Here is a 22,280-nt window from a genome sequence, read left to right on the forward strand (position 1 = left end):
GCACCTGAGGGCGCGCGGGGCTACCGCGTCGGCTGGGTGCCGTCCGGCTGCGACGGGCCCGGGCCCGGTGACCACCAGCCCGAGTGCACCTCCTGGCCCCGGATCACCAGCGGCGGCGCGCCGTCGGTGAACGGCTCCAGCTGCTTGAGCACGCCCCACGGCGCACCCGGCTGCCCCAGCAGGAAGCTGGGCACCTCCGGCTGGTCGGCGACCTCCTCCAGGAAGCCGTTCGGCCCGCCGGTCTTGCTGCCCGCCCAGTCCGCCTCGAAGGCCAGGTCACCCGCGGTCACCCGGTACGAGGGCAGTTCGGCGATGCCGTCCCGCACCTTCATCGGGTTCATGCACGGGTAGACGAACGAAGCCGGCCAGTCCAGGTACACCGGGGCGTCGCCGACCCGCTCGGTCAGCGTGGTGAACGTCGGCACGCGGGGCGCGGTGACCGCCACCCAGCCGTCCTCGGTCAGGTCGTTGTCGGCGGCGACCACGCGGACCGAGGACACCTCCGGCGGCAGGATGTCCAGCGGGATCCGCACGTCGTTCCAGCGGAACGCCCCGCCACCGGGGAAGAGCACCGGCAGGCTGCGCACGGTCGTCATGCCCTCGTCGGTCTCCACGCCGAACTCCAGGTCCACCGTGGTGGCCTTGGTCGGCGGGGAGATCGCCGCGATCACGATCTGCCCGCCCGCCGGGCGCTCGGACAGGTCGTACCAGTCGCTGCGCAACCGGCCGGTCGGGGTGTCCTTGGTCCGGTAGCTGCTCCACATCGGCACGGTGTCGGTGGCGAACCCGTGCGGTGGCTCGTCGAGCGGGTCGTTGGTGTCGATCGGCTCGCGGTGGAACCCGGACTGCACCGGGCCGTTCTCCACCTCGGGCAGCGGCAGCGCGTTCTCGTCGGCCGGCTCCGGCTGCTCGATCGGCGCGGTCGCCTGCTTGTCCGGCGGCAGCGCCGAGAGCACGCTCGACACCGGCTCCCGCTCCACCATCACGTGGTCGGACAGGTTGCAGCTGCGCCCGAACAGGTGCCCGAAGTTCGCCGCGCCCAGGCTGTAGCTCGACCGCTGCGTCTGGATGGCCCAGGCCATCGAGGCGAACTCGGCGGTGGCCATCAGCCCGCACACCACCACCAGCGACAGCGAGCCCAGCTTCAGCGCCCGCCCGCTGCGTTCCTTCTGCAGCCCGAACATCCGGTCGGGCCGCTGCGCGCGCACGTTCTCCAGGAACGCCACCACCGCCGAGATCGCCGCGGCGACCAGCAGGATGGTGGACAGGTTCACGCCCTGGATGGTCGGGGCCTGCGCGGCCCACGGCACCCCCATGTTGGAGACGAACCAGTAGGCGTTGGGCCCGGTCATCGCCAGCGCCGCGACCACCAGCAACCCGGCCAGGAACCCGGCCCGGTTGCGTTTCGAGCGCAGCACGGTGGAACTGGTGGCCAGCGCGGTCAGCGCCGCCATGGCCGCGCCCACCGCGGCGAACGCGCCGAAGTGGTGGGTCCACTTCGTCGGCGTCAGCGCCAGCAGCAGGAAGAACAACGCGACCGTGCCGATCAGCCGCCGCGACGGGCCGAGCGCGGCGCCGGGGATGCGCCCGCGCCGCAGCAGCACCACCAGGCAGGCGCCGGTGCACAGCAGCACCAGCAGCACCGGGAACCGGCGGGCCGCCGAACCGTCCGCGGTCGGGCTGAACAGCAGTTCGTAGCGGGAGAGCTCCTCGAACCACGACAGGCTCGGGCCGACCTTGCTGCGGATCCGGGTGGCCTCCTGCACGGTGGCGAAGGTCTGGTCGGCGAAGACCACCACCAGCACCATCAGCCCGGCGGCGAAGATCGGCGCGAGCACCGCCGACCAGCTGCCCCGCGACCGCTGCTTGAGCAGGTGGAACAGCGGGCGGCCGGCCACCAGGAACGGGGCCACCGCGATCAGCCCGGTCGGCGTGGCGGCCAGGGTCAGCGCGGCGGCGATCAGGCCGAGGCACAGCGGCAGCAGCCGCCGGGTGACCAGCGCGCGTTCCACCGCGCAGATCGCCAGCAGCGAACCGACCGCGGCCACCGGCTCCGGCCGGACGCCGTTGTTGAACGGCATCCACCAGACCAGGAACACCGCGGCGGCGGCCCAGCCGGCCGCGCGGCTGGTGCGCACCTGGGTGCCCAGCCGCGGCATCACCTCACGGCTGATCAGCAGCCAGCTGATCACCCCGAGCAGGAACGAGGGCAGCCGGATCCACGGCGGCACCACGCTGACGTGCGCCATCAGCTCGTAGACGTGGTAGAACCAGCCGAACGGCGCCTCCGCCACGCCGAACCACCGGTGGTAGTTCGCCAGGAACCCGGCGTCCTCGGTGACCCGCGACATGGTCAGGATGTAGCCGTCGTCCGAGGTGACCGGGCCGATGAAGACCCACACGCCGAGCGCGACGATGACCGTGGCGTCGCGGCCGGTCAGCCGCCACCAGCCGACCGGCGCCCACTTCGGCGCCCGCCGGGCCACCCGCGAGTCCAGCCGGTTCACCGCGATCAGGCAGCCGATCAGGGTCAGCACGCACAGCACGCTGACGCCGGTCTTCCAGCCGGTCGGCGAGGACTGGTAGCGGGTGTCCGGGGTGACCGAGACGCTCAGCCCGGTGATCGGGTCCTCGTCGGCGGTGATGTCGGTGTAGATGCCGACCAGCCGCGGGCGCACGTCGTTGGAGTTGCTGAACAGCACCTGCCCGGCCACGGTGATGGTGGTGGCGTGCACGGTGGAGGAGATGCCGATGTCGCAGTTCTCCGGCGGCAGCGGCTGGCGGGCCAGCTGCTGCGCCCGGTTGGACACGATCAGCAGCCCGTTGTCCACCTGCAGCTGCATGCCGGTGCCCTCGGCGACCCTGGCCTCGGGCACGGTGGAGAACAGCATCGCCGGGCCGTCGGTGCGGCCGTCGAGCGAGCGCACCGTGTCGCACGGGAAGTCCGCGCTCAGCTCCTGGGCCCAGTAGGCGGTCAGCGGCGCGTTGACCTGGCTGGTGTCGCCGTTGGCCGGCCAGGCGATGCGCGCGGTGTCCTGCACCACGGGCATGAACGGGACCGCCAGCGCAGAGGCGGCGGACAACAGGCCGAGGATGATGGCGAACAGGCGCCACACTCGAATGCGGCTGCTTTCGGGGCTCTTGTGCTCCGGGTCTGTCGCCTGGTCAGGCTCGGCCGAACGGCTACGGGTCGCGATCGGCATCGCGACAACGCTAGCGCCCGCCCGGACGGGCCTTGCGCGGGGATACCGGATTCCACTGGTTCGCGTGCGGTAGCCAAGCCAGCACGGCGGGCACGGAGGTGACCGTGCGTGGCGCTCCGGCCGGTGCCGGGCGGCGCACGAGCACCACCGGCAACCCGAGCCTTCGGGCCGCGACGAGTTTCGCGGCGGTCAGCTCCCCGCCGCTGTCCTTGGTGACGAGCACCTCGATCCGGTGCTCGCGCAGCAGCGCGGACTCGCCCTCGACCCGGTACGGACCGCGGTTGAGCAGCAGCTCGTGGTGCCGCGGCAGCGGTGGTCCGGGCGGGTCGACGCAGCGGATGAGGAACCAGAGGCCGTCGAGGTGGGCGAAGGCGGGCAGGCCCTGCCGCCCGGTGGTGAGGAACACGCGCGCACCCAGCTCGGGCAGCAGTTCGGCGGCCTCGGACAGGGAGGCGGCCCAGTGCCAGTCGTCCCCCGGTGCCGCCTCCCAGCCGGGGCGTTCCAGCCGCAGCAGCGGCACCCCGGCCAGCCGGGTGGCGGCGACCGCGGAGGCCGAGATGCGCTCGGCGAACGGGTGCGTGGCGTCGACCACCGCCCGCACCCGGTGCTCGGCCAGCCAGGCCGCCAGCCCCTCCGGCCCGCCGAAACCCCCGACGCGCACCTCACCGGCGGGCAGCCGCGGCCGGGCCACCCGCCCGGCGAGCGAGGAGACCACCGGTACGTCGCGCTCGGTGAGCGCGGCCGCCAGCTCACGCGCCTCCGCCGTCCCGCCGAGCACGAGTACCGGGTTTTCGGCCGTGCCCCCGGCACGGCGGGTGAGGTCGCTCCGACCCGGTAACCGGCGCGACCTCACGGCGTCTTCGGCTGCGGCGTCGGTAGGCCCGATCTCCACCCCGATCTCCTTCCTTCGACCCACGACACCCATCGCCGGGCTCCCTAGCGTCGGGGACAGCCGAAACGAAGGGAAGTGACAAGTGGGGATCCGGGGGCTCGTGCTCACCATGCTCGTGGTGGGTGCGTCAGTGGCGGTACCGGGGGTGGCCACCGCCGTGCCGCGGTTCAGCGGCGAGGGCGTGTTCCTGCCCAACCTGGACGACGACACCCGGCGGTGCGGGCTCGAACCGGGTGACCTGGACCGTCCCGGCCGGGAGGTCGACCGGCGGCTGGCCGCCTGCCACGACGCCGCCGACGAAGTGGTCAACGGCACCCGGGACGAAGCGGACCTGACGAAGCTGCGGCTGCGGGGGAGCGAGGCCGCGCGGGTGGAGGTGGACCGCGGTGACGTCGTGCGGGTGTTCGTCCGGCACGACGGGCAGTACCGGCCGCTGGCGCCGGGCGAGGAGTTCTCCGCCAGGGACCTGCGCACCGGGGTGGACCTGGCGGTGGAGGGCCGCGACATCGTGCGCGACCCGGCGAAGTGGGACGGCCGCGTGCGGCTGACCGCGCGTTCGGCGGGCCGGGCGGTGGTCAGGGAACTGCGGGTGGCGCCGCTGTTGTTCCAGCACGACCTGATGCCGGCGACCACGGTGTTCGCCGCGCGACCGGGGGAGGGGCCCGGGTGGCCGGTCGAGGGGCTGCCACCCGGGCACCCCGGCGAGTGGGAGGCGTTCAGCGGCACGCTCACCGAAGCCACCGCGGGGGTGGAGACCCGGTTCCTCGCGGGCAGCCCGCTGTGGTGGAAGGACGTCTGGTGGCAGGACCTGTTCGAACCGGCGGTGGCCAGCGTGCCGACCGCACACGGGAGGCAGACCATGCGGGTGGCGATCCGCTCGGCCAACCAGTGGGACGCGGGCACGCCGACGCCCCGCCCGGCCGGGCGGCTGCTCTTCCGCGACCTGCGCGGCCCGGACGTCGCCGTGGTGCAGGAGTTCACCGAGGGCCCGGTGCCCGGCGCCTGGGCCGACCAGCGCAACGCCACCGGCAACTTCGAGGCGCTGCCGCCCTACCGCGGCTTCCCGAAGGGCCGCGTCTACTACGGCACGGCGGCCACCGGCGACAAGAAGCCGGACCCGGCGTTCCTGCGGATGCTCGAGGCCCAGGGGCAGCAGCCGCCGGTGGTGCTCGACACCTCCTGGCTGATGGTCGGGCACGTCGACGAAACGCTGCACGTGGTGCGCGCGGACAACGCACGCGGCTGGACGCTGATGGTCGCCGACCCGCGCCTGGCGGCGGACCTGCTGCGCCAGGCGAACGGCACCGGCGCGCGGTTGTTCGCGGGCACGAACCACGACTACCAGCCGACGGTGGAGGAACTCCTCGGCGACGCGGAGCTCCTGGCGCAGAACGAAACCGCGGCCCGGCACATCGACGGCCAGCTGGCGGTCATGCGGCGGGAAACCGGGCTGCGGCCGGACGAACTGGTGCGCGTGCCGGTGCTGTTCCGCGAATCCACCCGCGCTCCCGGCCTGGCGGCGCTGGCGCCCGCGGTGACCAACGGCCTGTCGGTGACCGCGGGCCGCTACGCCGCCCCGGACCCGCACGGCCCGGTGGCCGGCGGGCGCGACCTGTTCAAGGAGGCGACCGAACGCGCGCTGCGCGGCGTCCGGGTGCACTGGGTGGAGGACGTGTTCTGGGCGCACGCCGGCGGGGGTGAGGTGCACTGCACCACCAACGCCTGGCGCGACACCAGGTCCCTGACCGGCTAGAGCGAGCCCGGTTGCCGGGAGCGGTTGCGGGCGGCGGAGTAGAGGAAGCTGTCGGGGAACTTCTCCGCCGCCAGCGTCCGGCCGACGAAGATGACCGCGGCCCGGCCGATGCCCGCCTCGTGCACCTGACCGGGCAGGGAGGCGAGCGTGCCGCGCAGGACCTGCTGCCCGGGCTGGGAGGCGCGGGCGACCACGGCCGCCGGGCAGTCCGCGCCGTAGTGCGGGATCAGCTCGGCGGCCACCCGGTCGACCTTGGTGATGGCCAGGTGCACCGCGAGCGTGGTGCCGCTGGCGGCGAAGGTGGCCAGGTCCTCACCCGGCGGCATCGAGGTCGACCGCGCCTGCACCCGGGTGATCACCAGGCTCTGCCCGACCTCCGGCACGGTCAGTTCGCGGTTCAGCACGGCCGCCGCGGCGGCGAACGCGGGTACGCCGGGCACGACGTCGTACGGCACGCCCGCCGCGTCGAGGCGGCGCATCTGCTCGGCGACCGTGCTGTAGAGCGACGGATCACCCGAGGTCAGCCGGGCGACGTCGTGGCCGTCGGCGTGCGCGGCGGTCAGCTCGCCGATGATCTCGTCGAGGCTGAGGTTCGCCGTGTCGACCACGTGTGCACCCGGCGGGCAGTGCGCCAGCAGGCCGGGCGGGGTCAGGCTGCCCGGGTACAGGCACACCGCGCAGGTGGCGAGCAGGTCGCGCCCGCGCACGGTGATCAGGTCGGCGGCGCCCGGGCCGGCGCCGATGAAGTGCACGGTCATCGGGAAGAGCTCCACTGGGTCACGGTGCGGGCGGGGGTCCAGCCGGTGAAACCGCCGAGCGGCGCCGCCTGCTCGACGGACAGCCGCAGCAGCTCACCGCCGTGCCGCGCGTAGGCCCCGGCCAGCACGGTTTCGGTTTCCAGGGTGACGCCGTTGGCCACCACCCTCGGGGCGCGCAGGCAGGCTTCGAGCACCGGTTCGGTGACACCGCCGCCGACGAAAACCGCGTCGGGCACGGGCAGCCCGTCGAGCGCGTCCGGTGCCGTGCCGACCACCACCCGCAGCTCCGGCACGCCGAGGCGCTGCGCGTTGCGGGTGATGCGCGCGGCCCGCCCCGGGTCGCGTTCGATGGCGATCGCGCGGTTGTCCGGGTGCGCCCGCGACCATTCGATCGCGACGCTGCCCGAACCGGCGCCGACGTCCCACAGCAGCCTGCCGGGCAGCGGTTCGAGCCGGGCGAGGGTGACCGCGCGGACGTCACGCTTGGTCAGCTGGCCGTCGTGCTCGAAGGCGTGGTCGGGCAGGCCGGTGCGCGGCAGCGGCTCGTGCTTGGTCTCGCATTCGACGGCGACCAGGTTCAGCGCCGCGCCCGCCGGTTCGGCCCAGCTTTCGGCGACCCCGCTGACCAGGCGTTCCGCCGGGCCGCCGAGTTCCTCCAGCACGGTCAGCCTGCTCGGCCCGTAACCGGCCTCGGTGAGCTGGGCGGCGAGCACGGCCGGGGTGGTGGCGTCCTCGCTGAGCACCAGCAGCCGGGCTCCCGGCGCGAGCGCCCGGTTCACCCGGTACGGCGAGCGGCCGACCACGCTGATCACCTCGGTGCTCTCGGCGGACCACCGCAGCCGGGCCCTGGCCAGCGCCGGGGAGGACACCGCGGGCAGGACCACCACGTCGAACCGGCGGGCCAGCGTGGTGCCGATGCCGGACAGCAGCGGGTCACCGCTGGCCAGCACGCAGATCCGGCGGCCGTCGTGCCGGGCGAGCAACCCGTCGAGGTTCGGCAGCAGCGGACTCGGCAGGGGCACCTTGACCGCCCGGCTGGCGGGCACCAGGTCCAGCTGACGCGGTCCGCCGATGACCACCTCGGCGGCCTCGACCGCCGCACGGGCCGCGCCGGACAAGCCCGCCCAGCCGTCGGCTCCGATCCCCACCACCGTGATGCGCACGGTGAGACGGTAAACCCGCCACGCGGGGCGAGCCGGGTCGGACTTCTCACGTCCGGGGTGCCGTCGCGCTGTGCGATGATCGGCGGCGGCTGTTGTGACCGGCGGGCGTTGGGAGTTGTGCATGCGGGCGTTCCCGTTCACCGCGGTGGTCGGCCTGGCCGACCTGCGGCTGGCGCTGGTGCTGTCGGCGGTGTCACCGGCCATCGGCGGGGTCCTCGTCCGCGGGGAGAAGGGCACGGCGAAGTCGACCGTGGTGCGGGCGCTGGCCGCGTTGCTGCCGCCGGTGGACGTGGTGACCGGCTGCCGGTTCTCCTGCGACCCCGCCGCCCCCGATCCCGCCTGCCCGGACGGCCCGCACGAACCGGGTGCCCCCGCCGGACGGCGTCCGGCGCGCCTGGTCGAGCTGCCCGTCGGGGCCGCCGAGGACCGGGTCATCGGCTCGCTGGACCTGGAACGCGCGCTGGGCGAAGGCGTCACCGGGTACCAGCCCGGCCTGCTCGCCGCCGCCCACCGCGGCCTGCTCTACGTCGACGAGGTCAACCTGCTGCACGACCACCTGGTCGACGCGCTGCTGGACGCGGCCGCGATGGGCCGGGCGACCGTGGAACGCGAGGGCGTGTCGGTCTCGCACGCCTCGCGGTTCGTGTTGATCGGCACGATGAACCCCGAAGAGGGCGAACTGCGGCCGCAGCTGCTGGACCGGTTCGGGCTGACCGTCGAGGTGCGGACCAGCCGTGAGCCGTCCGAACGCGTCGAAGTGGTGCGGCGCCGCCTCGCCTACGAAGCCGATCCGGACGGTTTCGCCGCCCGCTACGACGAAGCCGAGGCCGCGCTGGCCGTGCGCATCGCCGGCGCCCGCGAGCAACTGCCCGCGGTCACCCTCGACGACGCCGCGTTGCTGCAGATCGCCGAGGTCTGCGCGTCCTTCGACGTCGACGGCATGCGTGCGGACATCGTCACCGCCCGCACCGCCGCCGCGCACGCCGCCTGGTCCGGCCGCACCGAGGTGACCACCGAGGACATCCGGGTGGCGGCCCGGCTGGCGCTGCCGCACCGGCGCCGCCGCAACCCGTTCGACGCGCCCGGTATCGACGAGGAGCAGCTGGAGCAGGCGTTGTGCGACGCCGAGCCGCCGGATCAGGGCCCGGACGACGACGGCCCCGGCTCGGGCGCGGCACCGGAGGCCGGGGAAACCCCGCCGCAGCAACCCGAATCCGATTCCGGGGAGCAGCCACCGGCCACACCGGGGCCACCGCAGACGGTCGGCGCCGGGCAGCCGTTCCGCGCGCGCCTGTTCACCGTGGACGGCACCGGTGAAGGCGCACCGGGCCGCCGGTCGCGGTCGGTCACCGACAGCGGCCGCACCATCGGCGTCAAACCACCGAGCGTGCGTGCCGGCCGCCCGCACCTCCCGGCGACCGTGCTGGCCGCGGCACCGCACCAGCGGACTCGCGGCCGTTCCGGCCCCGGTCTCGAACTGCGGCCGCGGGACCTGCGGTTCGCCCGGCGTGAGGGCCGCGAAGGCAACCTCGTGTTGTTCTGCGTCGACGCCTCCGGCTCGATGGGGGCGCGGGCACGGATGCGCGAGGTCAAGTCGGCCGTGTTGTCGCTGCTGCTGGACGCCTACCAGCGACGGGACAAGGTCGGCCTGGTCACCTTCCGCGGGTCCGCCGCCGAACTGGCGCTGCCGCCGACGGTCAGCGTCGACGCCGCGGCCGCCCGGCTCGAAGCGCTGCCCACCGGCGGGCGCACCCCGCTCGCCGAAGGGCTGCTGCGGGCCGCCGAGGTCCTGCGGGTGGAGGCCATCCGCGACCCCCGGCGGCGGCCGTTGCTGGTGGTGGTCACCGACGGCCGCGCCACCAGCGGCGCGAACGCCGTCGACCGCTCGCACGCCGCGGCCGGCCTGCTCGCCCGGCAGGGCCTCGCGTCGGTGGTGATGGACTGCGAGAGCGGGCGCATGCGGCTCGGGCTCGCCGCCGAACTGGCCGGGCGGCTGGGGGCCGAGCACGTGCCGCTGGCCGAGGTCGCCGCCGACGCCCTCGCCGGTGCCGTGCGCGCGCGGACGGGACGGGCCGCCTGATGCCCAAGGGGAAACCGGAGTTCGTGCCGGACGACGGGCTGACCACGCGCCAGCGCCGGAACCGGCCGCTGCTGATCGTGCACACCGGCGCGATGAAGGGGAAGTCCACCGCCGCCTTCGGCATGGCGCTGCGTGCCTGGAACCAGGGCTGGTCGATCGGGGTGTTCCAGTTCGTGAAGTCGGCGAAGTGGAAGGTCGGCGAGGAAGCCGCGCTGCGGGCGCTGGGGGAGGTGCACGCGAACACCGGCCGGGGCGGGCCGGTCGAGTGGCACAAGATGGGCGAGGGCTGGAGCTGGGCGCGCAAGGCGGGCACCGAGGAGGACCACGCGGCCAACGCCCGCGAGGGCTGGGCCGAGATCGCCCGCCGGATCGCCGCCGCCCGGCACGACTTCTACGTGCTCGACGAGTTCAACTACCCGCTGCACTGGGGCTGGATCGACGTGGACGAGGTGGTCGGGGTGCTGCGGGACCGGCCGGGGCGCCAGCACGTGGTGATCACCGGGCGCAACGCGCCACCGGCCCTGGTCGAGGCCGCCGACCTGGTGGTGGAGATGACCAAGGTGAAGCACCCGATGGACACCGGGCAGAAGGGCCAGCGGGGCATCGAGTGGTGAGCGCATGGTGAACCTGCCGCGGGTGGTCGTCGCGGCTCCGGCTTCGGGGCACGGCAAGACCACGGTGGCCTCCGGGCTGATGGCGGCGTTGCGGCGACGGGGTTTCGCGGTCTCCGGGCACAAGGTCGGCCCGGACTACATCGACCCGAGCTACCACGCGCTGGCCACCGGGCGGCCCGGCCGCAACCTCGATCCGTACCTGCAGGGTGAGGACCTGGTCGCGCCGCTGCTGCGGCACGGGGCCACCGGCGCCGAGCTCGCGGTGATCGAAGGCGTGATGGGCCTGTTCGACGGCGCGCTCGGCACCGAGGGCTTCGCGTCGACCGCGCACGTCGCACGGCTGGTCGACGCGCCCGTGGTGCTGGTGGTCGACGCGAGCGCGGCGAGCCGCAGCGTGGCCGCCACCGTCCACGGCTTCGCGCACTTCGACCCGCGGGTGCGCCTCGCCGGGGTCATCCTGAACAAACTCGGGTCCGAGCGGCACGAACGCGAGATCCGCGAGGCGATCGGCAAAACCGGCATCCCGGTGCTGGGTGCGCTGCTGCGGTCCGACGAGGTGCACTCGCCGAGCCGTCACCTCGGCCTGGTGCCGATGGCCGAACGCGCCCGCGAAGGCGCGCTGATGGTGGACCGCCTCGCCACCTGGATCGAGTCCGGTGTGGACCTCGAAGCCGTGGTGCGGGCCGCCCGGGAAGCTCCTTCGCTGCAAGCCTCACCGTGGTCGCCCCCGGAAGCCGTCCCGGGCCCGCGGGCGGTCGTGGCGGCGGCCGGCGGCGAGGCGTTCTCCTTCCGCTACACCGAAACCGGTGAACTGCTGGCCGCGCTCGGCGTGGACCTGGTCGACGTCGACCCGATCAACGACACCCGGCTGCCGGACGGGTGCGCCGGGCTGTACTTCGGCGGCGGGTTCCCGGAGGTGCACGCCGAAGCCCTGTCCGCCAACGCTTCCCTGCGCGCGGAAGTGGCCCGCGTGGTCTCCGGCGGGCTGCCCGTGGTCGCCGAATGCGCCGGGCTGCTGTACCTCTGCCGCGAGCTGGACGGCCTGCCGATGACCGGGGTGCTCCCGGCGGCGGCCCGGATGACCGCCCGCGGCGCTCTCGGCTACCGCACGGCGACGGCCGTCGCGGACAACCTGCTCGCTCCACGCGGGGAACGGGTGACCGGGCACGAGTTCCACCGCACCGAGGTCGTGCCGGACGGCCCGTTCACCGCCGCGTGGCGCTGGAACGACGCCGACCACGGCTACGCCTCACCCACGCTCAACGCCTCGTACCTGCACGTGCACTGGGCCGGGCACCCGGCCAGGGCCGAGGCGTTCGCCCGCGCGGTGCGCCGTGGTTGACCTGTGGCACCACGGTGACCGGGAGGTCGGACCCGGCCTGGTCGACCTCGCGGTCAACGTGCGGCTCGCCGAACCACCCGGCTGGCTGGTCGCCGAACTGACCGCCGCGCTGCCACGGCTGGCGGCTTACCCGGACCCCGCCGAGGCGGCCGAGGCGGTGGCGGCGCGCCACGGCCGGTCCGCCGGGGAAGTGCTGGTGACTTCGGGGGCCGCCGAGGCGTTCACGCTGATCGCGCGTGGTCTCGGCGCGCGGCGGGCGTGCGTGGTGCACCCGCAGTTCACCGAACCCGAAGCCGCGTTGCTGGCCGCGGACGTGCCCGTCTCGCGGGTGCTGCTCCGGCCGGAGCACGGCTTCGTGCTGGGACCGGTGCCCGAGGACGCCGATCTGGTGGTGGTCGGCAACCCGACCAATCCGACGTCGGTGCTGCACCCGGCGGCGGCGGTGCGGGCGCTGTGCCGTCCCGGCCGGGTGGTCGTGGTGGACGAGGCGTTCCTCGATTCGGTCCCGGGTGAGCCGGAAACCCTGGCCGGCACACCGGTTCCGGGGCTGCTGGTGATCCGCAGCCTGACCAAGACCTGGGGCATCGCGGGCCTGCGGGCCGGGTACGTGCTCGGGCCCGGCGACCTGATCGACCGGCTGCGCGCGGTCCAGCCGCCGTGGTCGGTCTCGGCCTTGGCCGCCGTCGCCGTGGTCGCCTGCTGTCGTCCCGAAGCGGTGAAGGAAGCCGACGAACTGGCGGTCGCGGCCGAAGCGGACCGGGAGTTCCTGGTGCACGGGCTGCGTGAGCTGGGCGTGGCGGTGCACGGGGTGCCGCGAGCGCCGTTCGTGCTCGGCGAGTTCCACGACGGCGCACGGGTCCGGGAACGCCTGCGCGGCCGGGGTTACGCCGTCCGCCGGGGCGACACCTTCCCCGGCCTCGGCCCGGACTGGTTGCGCATCGCCGTGCGCGCCCGCCCGATCATGTCGGACTTCCTCGCTACGCTGAAAGACACAGCAATGCCGCGGTGACCCCGGTTTCGACGGTTGCGCCGAGCACGTCTCCGGTGATGCCGCCGAGCCGCCGGACGCACCGCCACAACAGCAGCCCGCCCGCGCCCGCCGCCGCGCCCACCGCGAGCGCCCCCCGCCACCACGGCAGCTCCAGCAGGGTGCCGCCCCAGGCCGCGAGCGCGGCGAGCACCACCACGGCCCCGGCCGCCCCGAGCACCGGAACCGATCCCGCGACGGTGGCCCCCAGCCCTTCCGGGCGAGCCGGTGGCACCCCGCGCGCGCAGCCGAGCGCCAGCAGCACCCGTCCCGCCGCCACCGCCACCACCACGGCGAGAACCCCGTGCCCCGCGTCGATCGCCCCCGCCAGTGCTCCGCATTGGACGATCAGCACGACGACCAGGGTGGCCACCCCGCTCGGGCCCGAATCCCCCTTGCGCATGACGTCCAGCGCGCGCTCCCGGTCGTACGAAGCCGAAAGCCCGTCGGCGGTGTCGGACAACCCGTCCAGGTGCAGCCCCCGGCTGCCCAGCGCGACCACCCCCAGCGCGAGCGCGGCGACCGGCAACGCGGGCAGCGGCAGCAGCGTGACCAGCGCCCCGGCCACCGCCAGCGGCAACACGGCCAGCGGCGCCAGCAGCATCGCGCCGCGGGCCACCGCCCCGTCGATCACCCGGGGCGCGGGCACCGGGACGACCGTCAGCGTGCCGACGGCCATGCGGATCGCGTCCCGCATCAGGACAGTTCGGCCAGCGAACTCATTTCGGCGAGGATCGCCCGCGCCGCCCGCAGCACCGGCACCGCCTGCACCGCGCCACTGCCCTCGCCCAGGCGCAGCCCGAGGTCCAGGATCGGCTCCAGCCCGAGCGCCTTGAGCGCGTGCGCCTGCGACGGCTCGGTCGACCGGTGCCCGGCCAGCCACCAGTCCACCGCTCCCGGCGCCAGGTCCTGCGCGACCAGCGCCGCGGCCCCGGAGAACACCCCGTCGAGCACCACCGGCACCCCGCGCGCGGCGCCCTGCACCAGGAAACCCGCCGTCGCGGCGGCACAGGCGCTGCCGAGCGCGGTGAGCCGGTCGAACGGGTCCTCGGCGCGCTCGCCGGTCCTGGCCAGCGCCGCCGTGACCGCGGCCACCTTGCGGGCGCGGCCTTCCTCGCCGACCCCGGTGCCGGTGCCGACGACCTCCTCGGCGGGCAGGCCCAGCCGGGCCGCCACCAGCGCGGCGGCGACGGTGGTGTTGCCGATGCCCATGTCACCGGGGATCAGCAGATCGGCACCGTCGTCGATCTCGGCGTCGGCGATCCGGCGCCCGGCGTCGAACGCCCGGCTCGCTTCGCCGGGGGCCAGCGCGTCCTCGCGGTCGATCGAACCCGAGCCGCGGCGGATCTTGTACGCGGTCACCTCCGCCGGGAGGTCGTCGCTGTCGACCGCCAGGTCGAACACCCGCACCGTCGCCCCGGCCTGCCGCGCCAGCACGGTCACCCCGCTCGTCCCGGCCAGGAACACCTGGACCATGGCGGCGGTGATCTCCCTGGGGTACGCCGAGACCTGGGACGACGCCGAAGCGGTGATGCCGTGGTCCCCGGCGAACACGGCGACCCGCACGTCGCGGAGTTCACGGGGCGGCACCGCGTCGTGGGCCGCGCTCAGCCAGGCCGCCAGCTCCTCCAGCCGCCCCAGCGAACCGAGCGGTTTGACCAGGCCGTCGAGCCGGGCCAGCGCGTCCGCGCGAGCTGCCGCCGAGGGTGGCGTGATCTTCATCGGCCGTCCTTCCCGGAGAGTTCGAGCACCCGCCCGGCGACCACCAGCAGCACCCGATCCGCGTGCGCGGCCACCTCGGTGTTCAGCGCCCCCAGCACATCACGGAACACCCGCCCGGAAAACGTGCCGGGCACCACTCCGCTGCCGACCTCGTTGCTCACCGCGACCACCGGCACCCGCGCGGAGCGCCAGGCGTCGATGAAGTCGAGCAGGTGGTCGTCGAGGCGCTGCTGCCAGCCGTCGGCCTGCTCCCACGCCCCCACCTCACCCAGCACCCGCGAGAGCCAGGTGCCGAAGCAGTCGATCAGCACCGGCGCGGACGCCCCCCGCAGCGCACCCGCCAGGTCCGCCGTCTCCACCGTGCGCCAGCCCGCCGGCCTGCGCGCCCGGTGCGCGGCCACCCTGGCCGCCCACTCGGGGTCGTCCTCGCTCGGGGGCAGGCCGGTGGCGAGGTAGATCACGTGCGGGTGCCGGGCCATCAGCCGTTCGGCGTGCCGCGACTTGCCCGACCGGACCCCGCCGAGCACCAGGACCTTCTCGTCCCCGGGGCCGACGGCGTACCGGCGCAGGGCCCGGGCGCCTGCCTCCAGGCGGACGGCCGCGAGCCGGGCGGCGTGCCGCAGGTGCGTACTCATGTCCGGCATTCTGGCCCACCGGTTAGGGTCGCACAGTGGTGCATCCGGTGGATCATGGCAATCGCCGGCCGCGTGGCCGGGTCCGGGCGGCCGGCCTGCTCGCCGGGTACGCCGCCGACCGCCTGTTCGGCGACCCGCGCCGGGGCCACCCGGTGGCCTGGTTCGGCGGCCTCGCCTCGGCGGTGGAACGGCGGATCTGGGCGGACTCCCGCCCGCGCGGCGTGCTTCACCTGCTCATCTGTACCGCAACGGCGACCGGTCTCGGGGTAGCCGCCGAGCGTGTCTCCCCGGCGCCGCTGCGCTTCCTCGCCACCGCGACCGCCACCTGGGTCGTGCTCGGCGGCCGCGGTCTGGCCGCCGAGGGCGCCGCGATGGCGGACTTGATCGATGCCGGGGACCTGCCCGGCGCGCGGGCCCGGCTGTCCCACCTGTGCGGCCGCGACGCCGAGTCACTCGACCTGACCGGCCTGACCAGGGCCGCGACCGAGTCCATCGCGGAGAACACCTCCGACGCCGTGGTCGCCCCGTTGTTCTGGGGTGCCGTCGCCGGCGTTCCCGGCCTGCTCGGTTACCGCGCCCTGAACACCCTGGACGCGATGGTCGGCCACCGTTCGCCGCGCTACGAGCGCTTCGGCTGGGCGTCCGCCCGGGCCGACGACGTGGCGAACCTGCTCCCGTCCCGCGCCGCCGCCCTGCTCACCGCGGTGTGCGCGGGCCGCGGGGCCGGCCGGGTGCTCGAGGTGTGGCGGCGGGACGCCGGGGTGCACCCGAGCCCGAACGCCGGTCAGGTGGAGGCCGCGTTCGCCGGGGCGCTCGGGGTCCGCCTGGGTGGGGTCAACAGCTACGGCGGCGCGGTCTCCGAACGCGGCCACCTCGGGGACGGCGGCCCGCCGCGGCCCGCCGACCTGCGCCGGTCCGTGCGGTTGTCGCTGGCCGTCGGCGCGCTGGCGGCCGCGCTGGCCGCGGTGGTGGCGGCCCGGTGAGCGGGCTGCTGGTCGCCGGGACCACCTCGGACGCGGGCAAGAGCCTGGTCGCCGCCGCGCTCGGCCGCTGGCTCGCGCGCCGGGGGGTGCGGGTGGCGCCGTTCAAGGCGCAGAACATGTCGAACAACTCGATGGTCTGCGCCGACGGCGCGGAGATCGGCCGGGCGCAGTGGTTGCAGGCGCGGGCGTGCCGCGTCGAACCGGAAGCCGCGATGAACCCGGTGCTGCTCAAACCGGGCAGCGACCGCCGCAGCCACGTGATCGCCCTCGGCAAGCCCTTCGGCACGCTCGAAGCGGGTGAGTTCGCCACCGGCCGCGCGGGCCTGGCGCAACTCGCCTTCGGTGCGCTGCGTGACCTGCGCTCCCGCTTCGACGTGGTGATCTGCGAAGGCGCGGGCAGCCCGGCGGAGATCAACCTGCGGGCGGGCGACTACGTCAACATGGGCCTGGCGCGCGAAGCCCGGCTGCCGGTGCTGGTCGTCGGCGACATCGACCGCGGTGGGGTGTTCGCCGCCATGTACGGCACGCTGGCCCTGCTCGAACCCGAGGACCAGGCGCTGATCGCCGGCTGGGTGGTGAACAAGTTCCGCGGCGACCCCGCCCTGCTCCGGCCCGGGCTCGACGCACTGGAAGAACGGACCGGCCGCCCGTTCTACGGGGTGCTGCCGTGGCTGGACGGCGTGTGGATCGATTCGGAGGACGCGCTGGCCGTGGCGGGCTGGCGCCGCGACCGCACCCGGGTGTCCGGCCGCCGCCCGCTGCGGGTGGCGGTGGTGCGCTTCCCCCGCGCCTCCAACGCCACCGACGTGGACGCCCTCGCCGCCGAACCGGGCGTCGAGGTCACCGTCACCGCGGATCCGGACGTGGTCGCGGGCGCCGACGTGGTGGTGCTGCCGGGCAGCCGGGCCACCGTGGACGACCTGCGCTGGCTGACCGACCGCGGGCTCGCCGACGTGGTCCGGGCGCGGGCCGCCGGCGGGCGCCCGGTGCTCGGCATCTGCGGTGGCCACCAGATGCTCGCGCGCCGCATCACCGACGACGTGGAATCCGGCGCCGGGGTGGTCGACGGCCTCGGGCTGCTCCCGACGTCGGTGACCTTCTCCGGGGAGAAGGTGCTCGGCCGCCCGCACGGCGAATGGCGCGGGCACCCGGTCGACGCCTACGAAATCCACCACGGCACGGTTTCCCTCGACGGCGCCGCCGAGCCGTTCCTCGACGGCTGGCGTCGAGGCGCGGTCTGGGGCACCACCTGGCACGGTGCCTTCGACAACGACGGCTTCCGCCGCGCGTGGCTGTCGGCCGCCGCCGAGCAGGCGGGCACCACCTGGGCACCCGCCGCCGGGGCGAAGAGCTTTCCGTTGCTGCGCGAGGAAATGCTCGACCGGCTGGCGGACGCGGTCGAGGAACACCTCGACACGCGCCGCCTGCTCGAACTCATCGAGCGAGCTGGGCCCGCCGGTTCGTGAGCACCCGGTCGGCCAGCGCGCCGAAGACCAGCCCGAGCGCCACCCACGGCACGAGCTGCGTGCCGAGCGAGGCGATCCGGAAGTCCCACAGGATCGAGCCGGGGAACCCGTCGGGCACTTCGTCGATCGACGGCATCATCACCGCCGCCACCGAAACCAGCGCCAGGTAGGCACCGGCCCCGGCCAGTCCGCCGGTCCAGCCGCCGACCCGCCGCCCGAGCACCGCCGCGCCGATCGCGAAAAGCAGTGACAGGCCGACAGAACCGAAGTACAGCGCGGTCCGGTCGCCGATGGTTCCGGCCTGCCCGACCGCCGGCGGATTCGCCGGGTACTTCAGGAACGGCACCCCGGCCACCACCACGAGCGCGGTCACCGCGAGCAGAGCGGACAACGCGCGGGGCCGCAGCGAACCCAGGCGGCCGTAGCAGAAAGCGAAGGCGAGCGAGAACAACCCGCCGCCGGCGACGGCGTACGCGCCGACCCCGGCCAGCAACCCGAGCGTGCTCTGCACGTCGCGGCTGACCAGCTCCGCTTCCCCGCCGTGCTCGTGCGCGCCGGGTTCGGCGTGCGAATGCGCCGCACCACCGGCTTCCTCGATGCCGATGGCGGCGTCGACCGGGGGTTCACCGGCGAAGAAGGCGAAGACGGCCGCGAGCACACCGGCGGCCAGGCCCGCGAGCAGACCGCGGACCAGCAAGGTCCTCATCACGACGCCGCGCTCAGTGGCAGGGGAAGGCGAGCAGGTGACGGCCGTCGTGCACGAACTCGTGCACGTAACCGCCGGAAAACAGGGCGAGCGCGCCCTGTTCGGTGCTGACGAAGTCTCCTAGGGCTTTCGCGGCCCGGTCGGTGTTCGCGACGGCGGCGGGTCTGACTCCCGCTGGGCGGTTACAGTGGCGCGACCGTGCGGATTCTCACCGGCTTCCGGCCACCGTCGCATGGCCGCCCGAGCGTGAGGAGGCCGCTCAGGCGGTGTCAATGTGACGATCGGCTGCGGCTTCGGCGCGATCGGCCGTGCGGGCGATGCCGTTGACGAACCGCGGCCACAGCTCCGGCGGGGTGTCGTGCCCCATCCCGGGCACCACGTCCAGTTCCGCGCCGGGAATGGCCCGTGCGGTGGCCCGGCCGCCGGACGGGTTCACCAGCGGATCCGCCGCGCCGTGCACCACCAGCGCCGGGATCCGCAGCTTGCGCAACCCCGCGGTGCGGTCGGGCGCGGCCATGATCGCGCCGAGGTGGCGCAGGGTGCCCGCCGGATTGGCGCCGCGGTCGTAGGTGGTCGCCGCCCGGGCCCGCAACCGGTCCTCCTCGGCCGGGTAACCGGGGGAGCCGATCACCCGGAAGGTCCGGATCATCTGCTCGATGTAGCTCTCGCGATCCTTCGCGGCCGGTTGCAGCAGCTCCATCAGCGCCCGCGGACTCGGCAGGCCGACCAGCTTGCTGCCGGTGGTGGACATGATCGAGGTCAGCGACCGCACCCGGTCGGGGTGCCGGATGGCCAGCGTCTGCGCGATCATGCCGCCCATCGACACCCCCGCCACGTGCGCGGCCGGGATGTCCAGCGCGTCCAGCAGCGCGGCGGCGTCGTCGGCGAGGTCGGTCAGCTGGTACGGCGAGCGGCGCAGCAGCAGCGCGGGCAGCAGCCCGGCCCGGCCGTGCATCGCGGTCGAGCGGCCGGTGTCACGGTTGTCGTAGCGGACGACGCGGAACCCGCGCCCGGCGAGCTGCTCGCAGAACTCCTCGTCCCACCAGGTCATCGGGCCGCCGAGGCCCATGATCAGCAGCAGCGGGCGGGCGTCCGGGGCACCGAAGACCTCGTAGCACAGCTCGATGCCGTTCGCCTTGACCGTGCACTCGCTCATCCAGCTCCCACCTCGTCGGCCAGCTTGCCCAGTTCGGCCAGCCCGTCCCGCAGGTAGCCGATCAGGTTCCAGACGTCCGGCACCAGCTCGCGGCAGACCACGATGCCGAAGTCCAGTTTGCCGTCGTAGCTCATCACGGTGATGTTGATCCCGCCACTCGCGTCGGTGATCGCCGGGACCGGGTAGTGCCCGAGCAGTTTCGCGCCCGCGGTGTACAGCGGCATCTGCACCCCGGGCACGTTCGACACGACCAGGTTCACCAGCGGCGACGTCGCCCCGGCGAACCGCATCAGCGCGCGGGCCGACAGCGCGCCGAGCGCGGCGGGCAGCATCGCGCTGAAGTCGACCAGCCAGGACGCCGGCAGCGGCTGGTAGCGCTGCTTGGCCAGGGCCATCGCCGAGACCACCTCGTCCAGCCGCGCCTTCGGATCGGCGATGTGCACCGGCAGCGGCGCGAGCATCACCGAGATCTGGTTGCCCGCCGTGCCCGCCTGCTCCGGCGTGCGCACCGACAGCGGCACCAGGGTGACCAGCGGGGTCGCCGGGAGCGCCCGGTGCTCGGCCAGCCACCGGTGCAGCGCCGACGCGCACAACGCCATCACCACGTCGTTCACCGTGTGCCCGAAGGCGTTCTTGATCCGCTTGACCTCGTCCAGCGGCAGCGAACCGTAGGCGAACCGGCGGTGCTGGGTGATCGGGCCGTTGAACGGGGTGTGCGGCGGGACCAGGCGCGGGCGCTCGGCCTCGTGCCTGCCGGGACCGAGCCGGGCCGCCCTGGCCAGCCCACCGGCCGCCCTCGCCAGCGCCGCCGCGCCGGGAACCCTTGCCACGCCGGGGAGTTCGTCCAGGTGCGGCAGCATCTTCGGCACCGCCAGCGCGACCTTCACCGGCTGCAGCGCCAGCTTGCGCACGGCGGTGGCGAGCAGCGACAGCCTCGGCGGCGGCCCCTCCACCTGACGGCTGCCACGCGGGTCGACGTGCCGCGGCTCGGGGGTCAGGTCCATCAGCACCCCGAGCAGCTCGGCCCCGGAAACCCCGTCGATCGCGGCGTGGTGCACCTTGGTGTACAGGGCCACGCGGCCCTGCGCCAGGCCCTGGATGACGTAGGCCTCCCAGAGCGGCCGCCGCCGGTCCAGCGGCCGCGCGGCGATGCGGGCCACCTGCTCGGCGAGCTGCTGTTCGTTGCCCGGGGCGGGAAGCGCGATCTCCCGCACGTGGAACTCGAGGTCGAAGTCGGGGTCCTCGACCCAGTACGGGTGGTCGAGGTTCAGCGGCACCTCCAGCAGCCGCCAGTGCAGCGGGCCCGCCAGGTGCAGGCGCCCGGCGATCAGCGCCCGGACGTCCTCGACGGTGAGCAGGCCGCTGGGCGTGGTCGACGGGTCGAAAACGGACAAGGCGCCGACGTGGCCGGTGGTGGTGGCGGATTCGGCGTTCAGGAACTGCACGTCGAGCGCGCTGAGCTGACGCATCCCGGCCCTCCTCGGTAGCGGTCCCGGCACTGTCTGGAATCGTATCCCGGGTGACCGACGATTTGCTGAGCTTCCGCGGTCGCCGGGTCACCGCGGACCGGGCGCTGGTGATGGCGATCATCAACCGCACCCCCGACTCGTTCTACGACCGCGGCGCGAACTTCACCGACGAGAAGGCGCTCGCCGCGGTCGACCGGGCGGTGGCCGAAGGCGCCGACGTGGTCGACATCGGCGGGGTGAAGGCCGGGCCGGGGCAGGAGGTGACCGTCGCCGAGGAGATCCGCCGGGTGGTGCCGCTGGTGGCGGCCGTGCGCGCGCGGCACCCGGAGCTGGTGATCAGCGTGGACACCTGGCGCGCCGAGGTCGGCCGGGCCGCCTGCGCCGAGGGCGCGGACCTGCTCAACGACACCTGGGCGGGCGCCGATCCGGCGCTGGTCGAAGTGGCGGCGGAGTTCGGCACCGGTTATGTGTGCTCGCACACGGGGAACGCGGTGCCGCGCACCCGGCCGTTCCGGGTGCGGTACCCGGACGTGGTCAGCGCGGTGATCGAGGAAACCACCGCCCGCGCGGAAGCGGCGGTGGCGCTGGGCGTGCCGCGCGCGGGCATCCTGATCGACCCGACGCACGACTTCGGGAAGAACACGTGGCACAGCCTGGCCCTGCTGCGTTACGCCGACCGGCTGGCGGGCACGGGGTGGCCGGTGCTGATGGCTCTGTCCAACAAGGACTTCGTGGGGGAGACGCTGGGGGTGGAGCTGGAGGACCGCGTGGACGGCACCCTGGCGGCGACCGCGCTGGCCGCCGCGGACGGCGCGCGGATGTTCCGGGCCCACGAGGTGCGGCGGACGCGGCAGGTGCTGGAAATGGTGGCCTCGATCAAGGGAAACCGCCCACCTTCACGAGCGATCCGGGGATTGGCCTAGCCAAGCCGAGCGGCCCAAGCCAAGAGCCCAAGAGCCCAAGGGGCAAGGATCAAGGGCCAAGCTCCCAGGAGCCAAGAGCTCAAAAATCAAGGGCCAAGCCCCGGGAGCCAAGATCCAAGCTTCCAGGAGCCAAGGCCCAAGGCTCAAGCTGCCAGGAGCCAAGAATCAAGAACCAAATCCGCAGCCCATTTCGGTGCCGAAAGCAAGAGGGCCAGCACAAACGGGAAGCCCACCCAGACCCCCTTCCCCACCCCGGTCCACAGCCAAAAACACGGTGGAGGGGGGGGGGGGGGGGGGGGTTTTTCCCCCCCCCCCCCCCCCCCCCCCCCCCCCCCCCCCCACCAAACCAGGCGGAGTTTTCTTCCCCCCCTCCTCCCCCCCCCCCCCC

18 protein-coding genes and 1 pseudogene are annotated in these 22,280 nt (G+C 74.3%); 8 read left to right on the forward strand and 11 right to left on the reverse strand.

Annotated features, from left to right (window positions below):
• Positions 1-20: 20 nt before the first annotated feature.
• Together AC07EG_RS27780 and AC07EG_RS27785 are read right to left on the reverse strand one after the other, a co-directional pair.
• Positions 21-3,203: an arabinosyltransferase domain-containing protein gene (locus AC07EG_RS27780; RefSeq protein ID WP_478256135.1), complete on the reverse strand. Its 3,183-nt coding sequence runs from the start codon at positions 3,201-3,203 to the stop codon at positions 21-23.
• A 10-nt stretch (positions 3,204-3,213) separates the two neighbouring features.
• Positions 3,214-3,981, reverse strand: coding sequence for a cobalt-precorrin-6A reductase (locus tag AC07EG_RS27785; RefSeq protein WP_478256156.1), 768 nt, complete (start codon positions 3,979-3,981; stop codon positions 3,214-3,216).
• Between the two features lie 232 nt (positions 3,982-4,213).
• Here AC07EG_RS27785 and AC07EG_RS27790 point away from each other — a divergent pair, with 232 nt between their 5' ends.
• Positions 4,214-5,848: a protein-arginine deiminase family protein gene (locus tag AC07EG_RS27790; protein WP_478256136.1), complete on the forward strand. Its 1,635-nt coding sequence runs from the start codon at positions 4,214-4,216 to the stop codon at positions 5,846-5,848.
• Here the strand turns inward: AC07EG_RS27790 and cobM are convergent.
• Positions 5,845-6,606, reverse strand: coding sequence for a precorrin-4 C(11)-methyltransferase (cobM, locus tag AC07EG_RS27795; protein ID WP_478256157.1), 762 nt, complete (start codon positions 6,604-6,606; stop codon positions 5,845-5,847). The two genes, AC07EG_RS27790 and cobM, sit on opposite strands and share 4 nt — an antisense overlap.
• Positions 6,603-7,769 (reverse strand): precorrin-6y C5,15-methyltransferase (decarboxylating) subunit CbiE, encoded by a 1,167-nt coding sequence (gene cbiE, locus AC07EG_RS27800; protein WP_478256137.1) that lies wholly within the window; start codon positions 7,767-7,769, stop codon positions 6,603-6,605. The genes cobM and cbiE overlap by 4 nt, the downstream gene beginning before the upstream one ends.
• 121 nt (positions 7,770-7,890) lie before the next feature.
• Between cbiE and AC07EG_RS27805 the strand changes: the two genes are divergently transcribed.
• From AC07EG_RS27805 to cobC, 4 genes are read left to right on the forward strand one after another with little or no spacing between them, the layout of a single operon-like run.
• The gene (locus AC07EG_RS27805) at positions 7,891-9,849 is read left to right on the forward strand and encodes a putative cobaltochelatase (protein WP_478256138.1); all 1,959 of its coding nucleotides are present in this window, start codon (positions 7,891-7,893) and stop codon (positions 9,847-9,849) included.
• Entirely contained in the window at positions 9,849-10,463 is a 615-nt protein-coding gene (gene cobO / locus AC07EG_RS27810; RefSeq protein ID WP_478256139.1) for a cob(I)yrinic acid a,c-diamide adenosyltransferase, read from the forward strand. The genes AC07EG_RS27805 and cobO overlap by 1 nt, the downstream gene beginning before the upstream one ends.
• Before the next feature lie 4 nt (positions 10,464-10,467).
• Positions 10,468-11,805: a cobyrinate a,c-diamide synthase gene (locus AC07EG_RS27815; RefSeq protein WP_478256140.1), complete on the forward strand. Its 1,338-nt coding sequence runs from the start codon at positions 10,468-10,470 to the stop codon at positions 11,803-11,805.
• The gene (gene cobC, locus AC07EG_RS27820; RefSeq protein WP_478256141.1) at positions 11,798-12,814 is read left to right on the forward strand and encodes an Rv2231c family pyridoxal phosphate-dependent protein CobC; all 1,017 of its coding nucleotides are present in this window, start codon (positions 11,798-11,800) and stop codon (positions 12,812-12,814) included. The genes AC07EG_RS27815 and cobC overlap by 8 nt, the downstream gene beginning before the upstream one ends.
• Here the strand turns inward: cobC and AC07EG_RS27825 are convergent.
• From AC07EG_RS27825 to AC07EG_RS27835, 3 genes are read right to left on the reverse strand one after another with little or no spacing between them, the layout of a single operon-like run.
• Positions 12,783-13,529 carry an adenosylcobinamide-GDP ribazoletransferase gene (locus AC07EG_RS27825; protein WP_478256142.1) on the reverse strand — a complete coding sequence of 249 codons (747 nt, stop codon included), beginning with the start codon at positions 13,527-13,529 and terminating at the stop codon, positions 12,783-12,785. The two genes, cobC and AC07EG_RS27825, sit on opposite strands and share 32 nt — an antisense overlap.
• Positions 13,529-14,554 (reverse strand): nicotinate-nucleotide--dimethylbenzimidazole phosphoribosyltransferase, encoded by a 1,026-nt coding sequence (gene cobT / locus AC07EG_RS27830; RefSeq protein ID WP_478256143.1) that lies wholly within the window; start codon positions 14,552-14,554, stop codon positions 13,529-13,531. Before cobT ends, AC07EG_RS27825 begins: the two co-directional genes overlap by 1 nt.
• A complete protein-coding gene (locus AC07EG_RS27835; RefSeq protein ID WP_478256144.1) occupies positions 14,551-15,198 on the reverse strand; it encodes a bifunctional adenosylcobinamide kinase/adenosylcobinamide-phosphate guanylyltransferase in 648 nt (215 codons plus the stop codon). Before AC07EG_RS27835 ends, cobT begins: the two co-directional genes overlap by 4 nt.
• Before the next feature lie 38 nt (positions 15,199-15,236).
• Here AC07EG_RS27835 and AC07EG_RS27840 point away from each other — a divergent pair, with 38 nt between their 5' ends.
• Together AC07EG_RS27840 and AC07EG_RS27845 are read left to right on the forward strand one after the other, a co-directional pair.
• Positions 15,237-16,172 (forward strand): cobalamin biosynthesis protein, encoded by a 936-nt coding sequence (locus AC07EG_RS27840; protein WP_478256145.1) that lies wholly within the window; start codon positions 15,237-15,239, stop codon positions 16,170-16,172.
• Positions 16,169-17,638, forward strand: a complete 1,470-nt coding sequence (locus tag AC07EG_RS27845; protein WP_478256146.1) for a cobyric acid synthase — start codon at positions 16,169-16,171, stop codon at positions 17,636-17,638. The genes AC07EG_RS27840 and AC07EG_RS27845 overlap by 4 nt, the downstream gene beginning before the upstream one ends.
• Here the strand turns inward: AC07EG_RS27845 and AC07EG_RS27850 are convergent.
• The 4 genes and pseudogenes from AC07EG_RS27850 to AC07EG_RS27865 form a co-directional block, all read right to left on the reverse strand.
• Entirely contained in the window at positions 17,607-18,347 is a 741-nt protein-coding gene (locus tag AC07EG_RS27850) for a CbtA family protein (protein WP_478256147.1), read from the reverse strand. The two genes, AC07EG_RS27845 and AC07EG_RS27850, sit on opposite strands and share 32 nt — an antisense overlap.
• 10 nt (positions 18,348-18,357) lie before the next feature.
• Positions 18,358-18,459 (reverse strand): annotated as a pseudogene (locus tag AC07EG_RS27855) (CbtB domain-containing protein); the annotation flags it as partial.
• A gap of 144 nt (positions 18,460-18,603) precedes the next feature.
• Positions 18,604-19,500 (reverse strand): alpha/beta fold hydrolase, encoded by an 897-nt coding sequence (locus AC07EG_RS27860; RefSeq protein WP_478256148.1) that lies wholly within the window; start codon positions 19,498-19,500, stop codon positions 18,604-18,606.
• Complete coding sequence (locus tag AC07EG_RS27865) at positions 19,497-20,969, reverse strand: WS/DGAT/MGAT family O-acyltransferase (RefSeq protein WP_478256149.1); 1,473 nt, start codon at positions 20,967-20,969, stop codon at positions 19,497-19,499. The genes AC07EG_RS27860 and AC07EG_RS27865 overlap by 4 nt, the downstream gene beginning before the upstream one ends.
• Positions 20,970-21,079: 110 nt before the next feature.
• Between AC07EG_RS27865 and folP the strand changes: the two genes are divergently transcribed.
• Positions 21,080-21,892 carry a dihydropteroate synthase gene (gene folP, locus AC07EG_RS27870; protein WP_478256158.1) on the forward strand — a complete coding sequence of 271 codons (813 nt, stop codon included), beginning with the start codon at positions 21,080-21,082 and terminating at the stop codon, positions 21,890-21,892.
• Positions 21,893-22,280 lie beyond the last annotated feature (388 nt).

This window comes from Amycolatopsis sp. NPDC045836 (assembly GCF_056431745.1).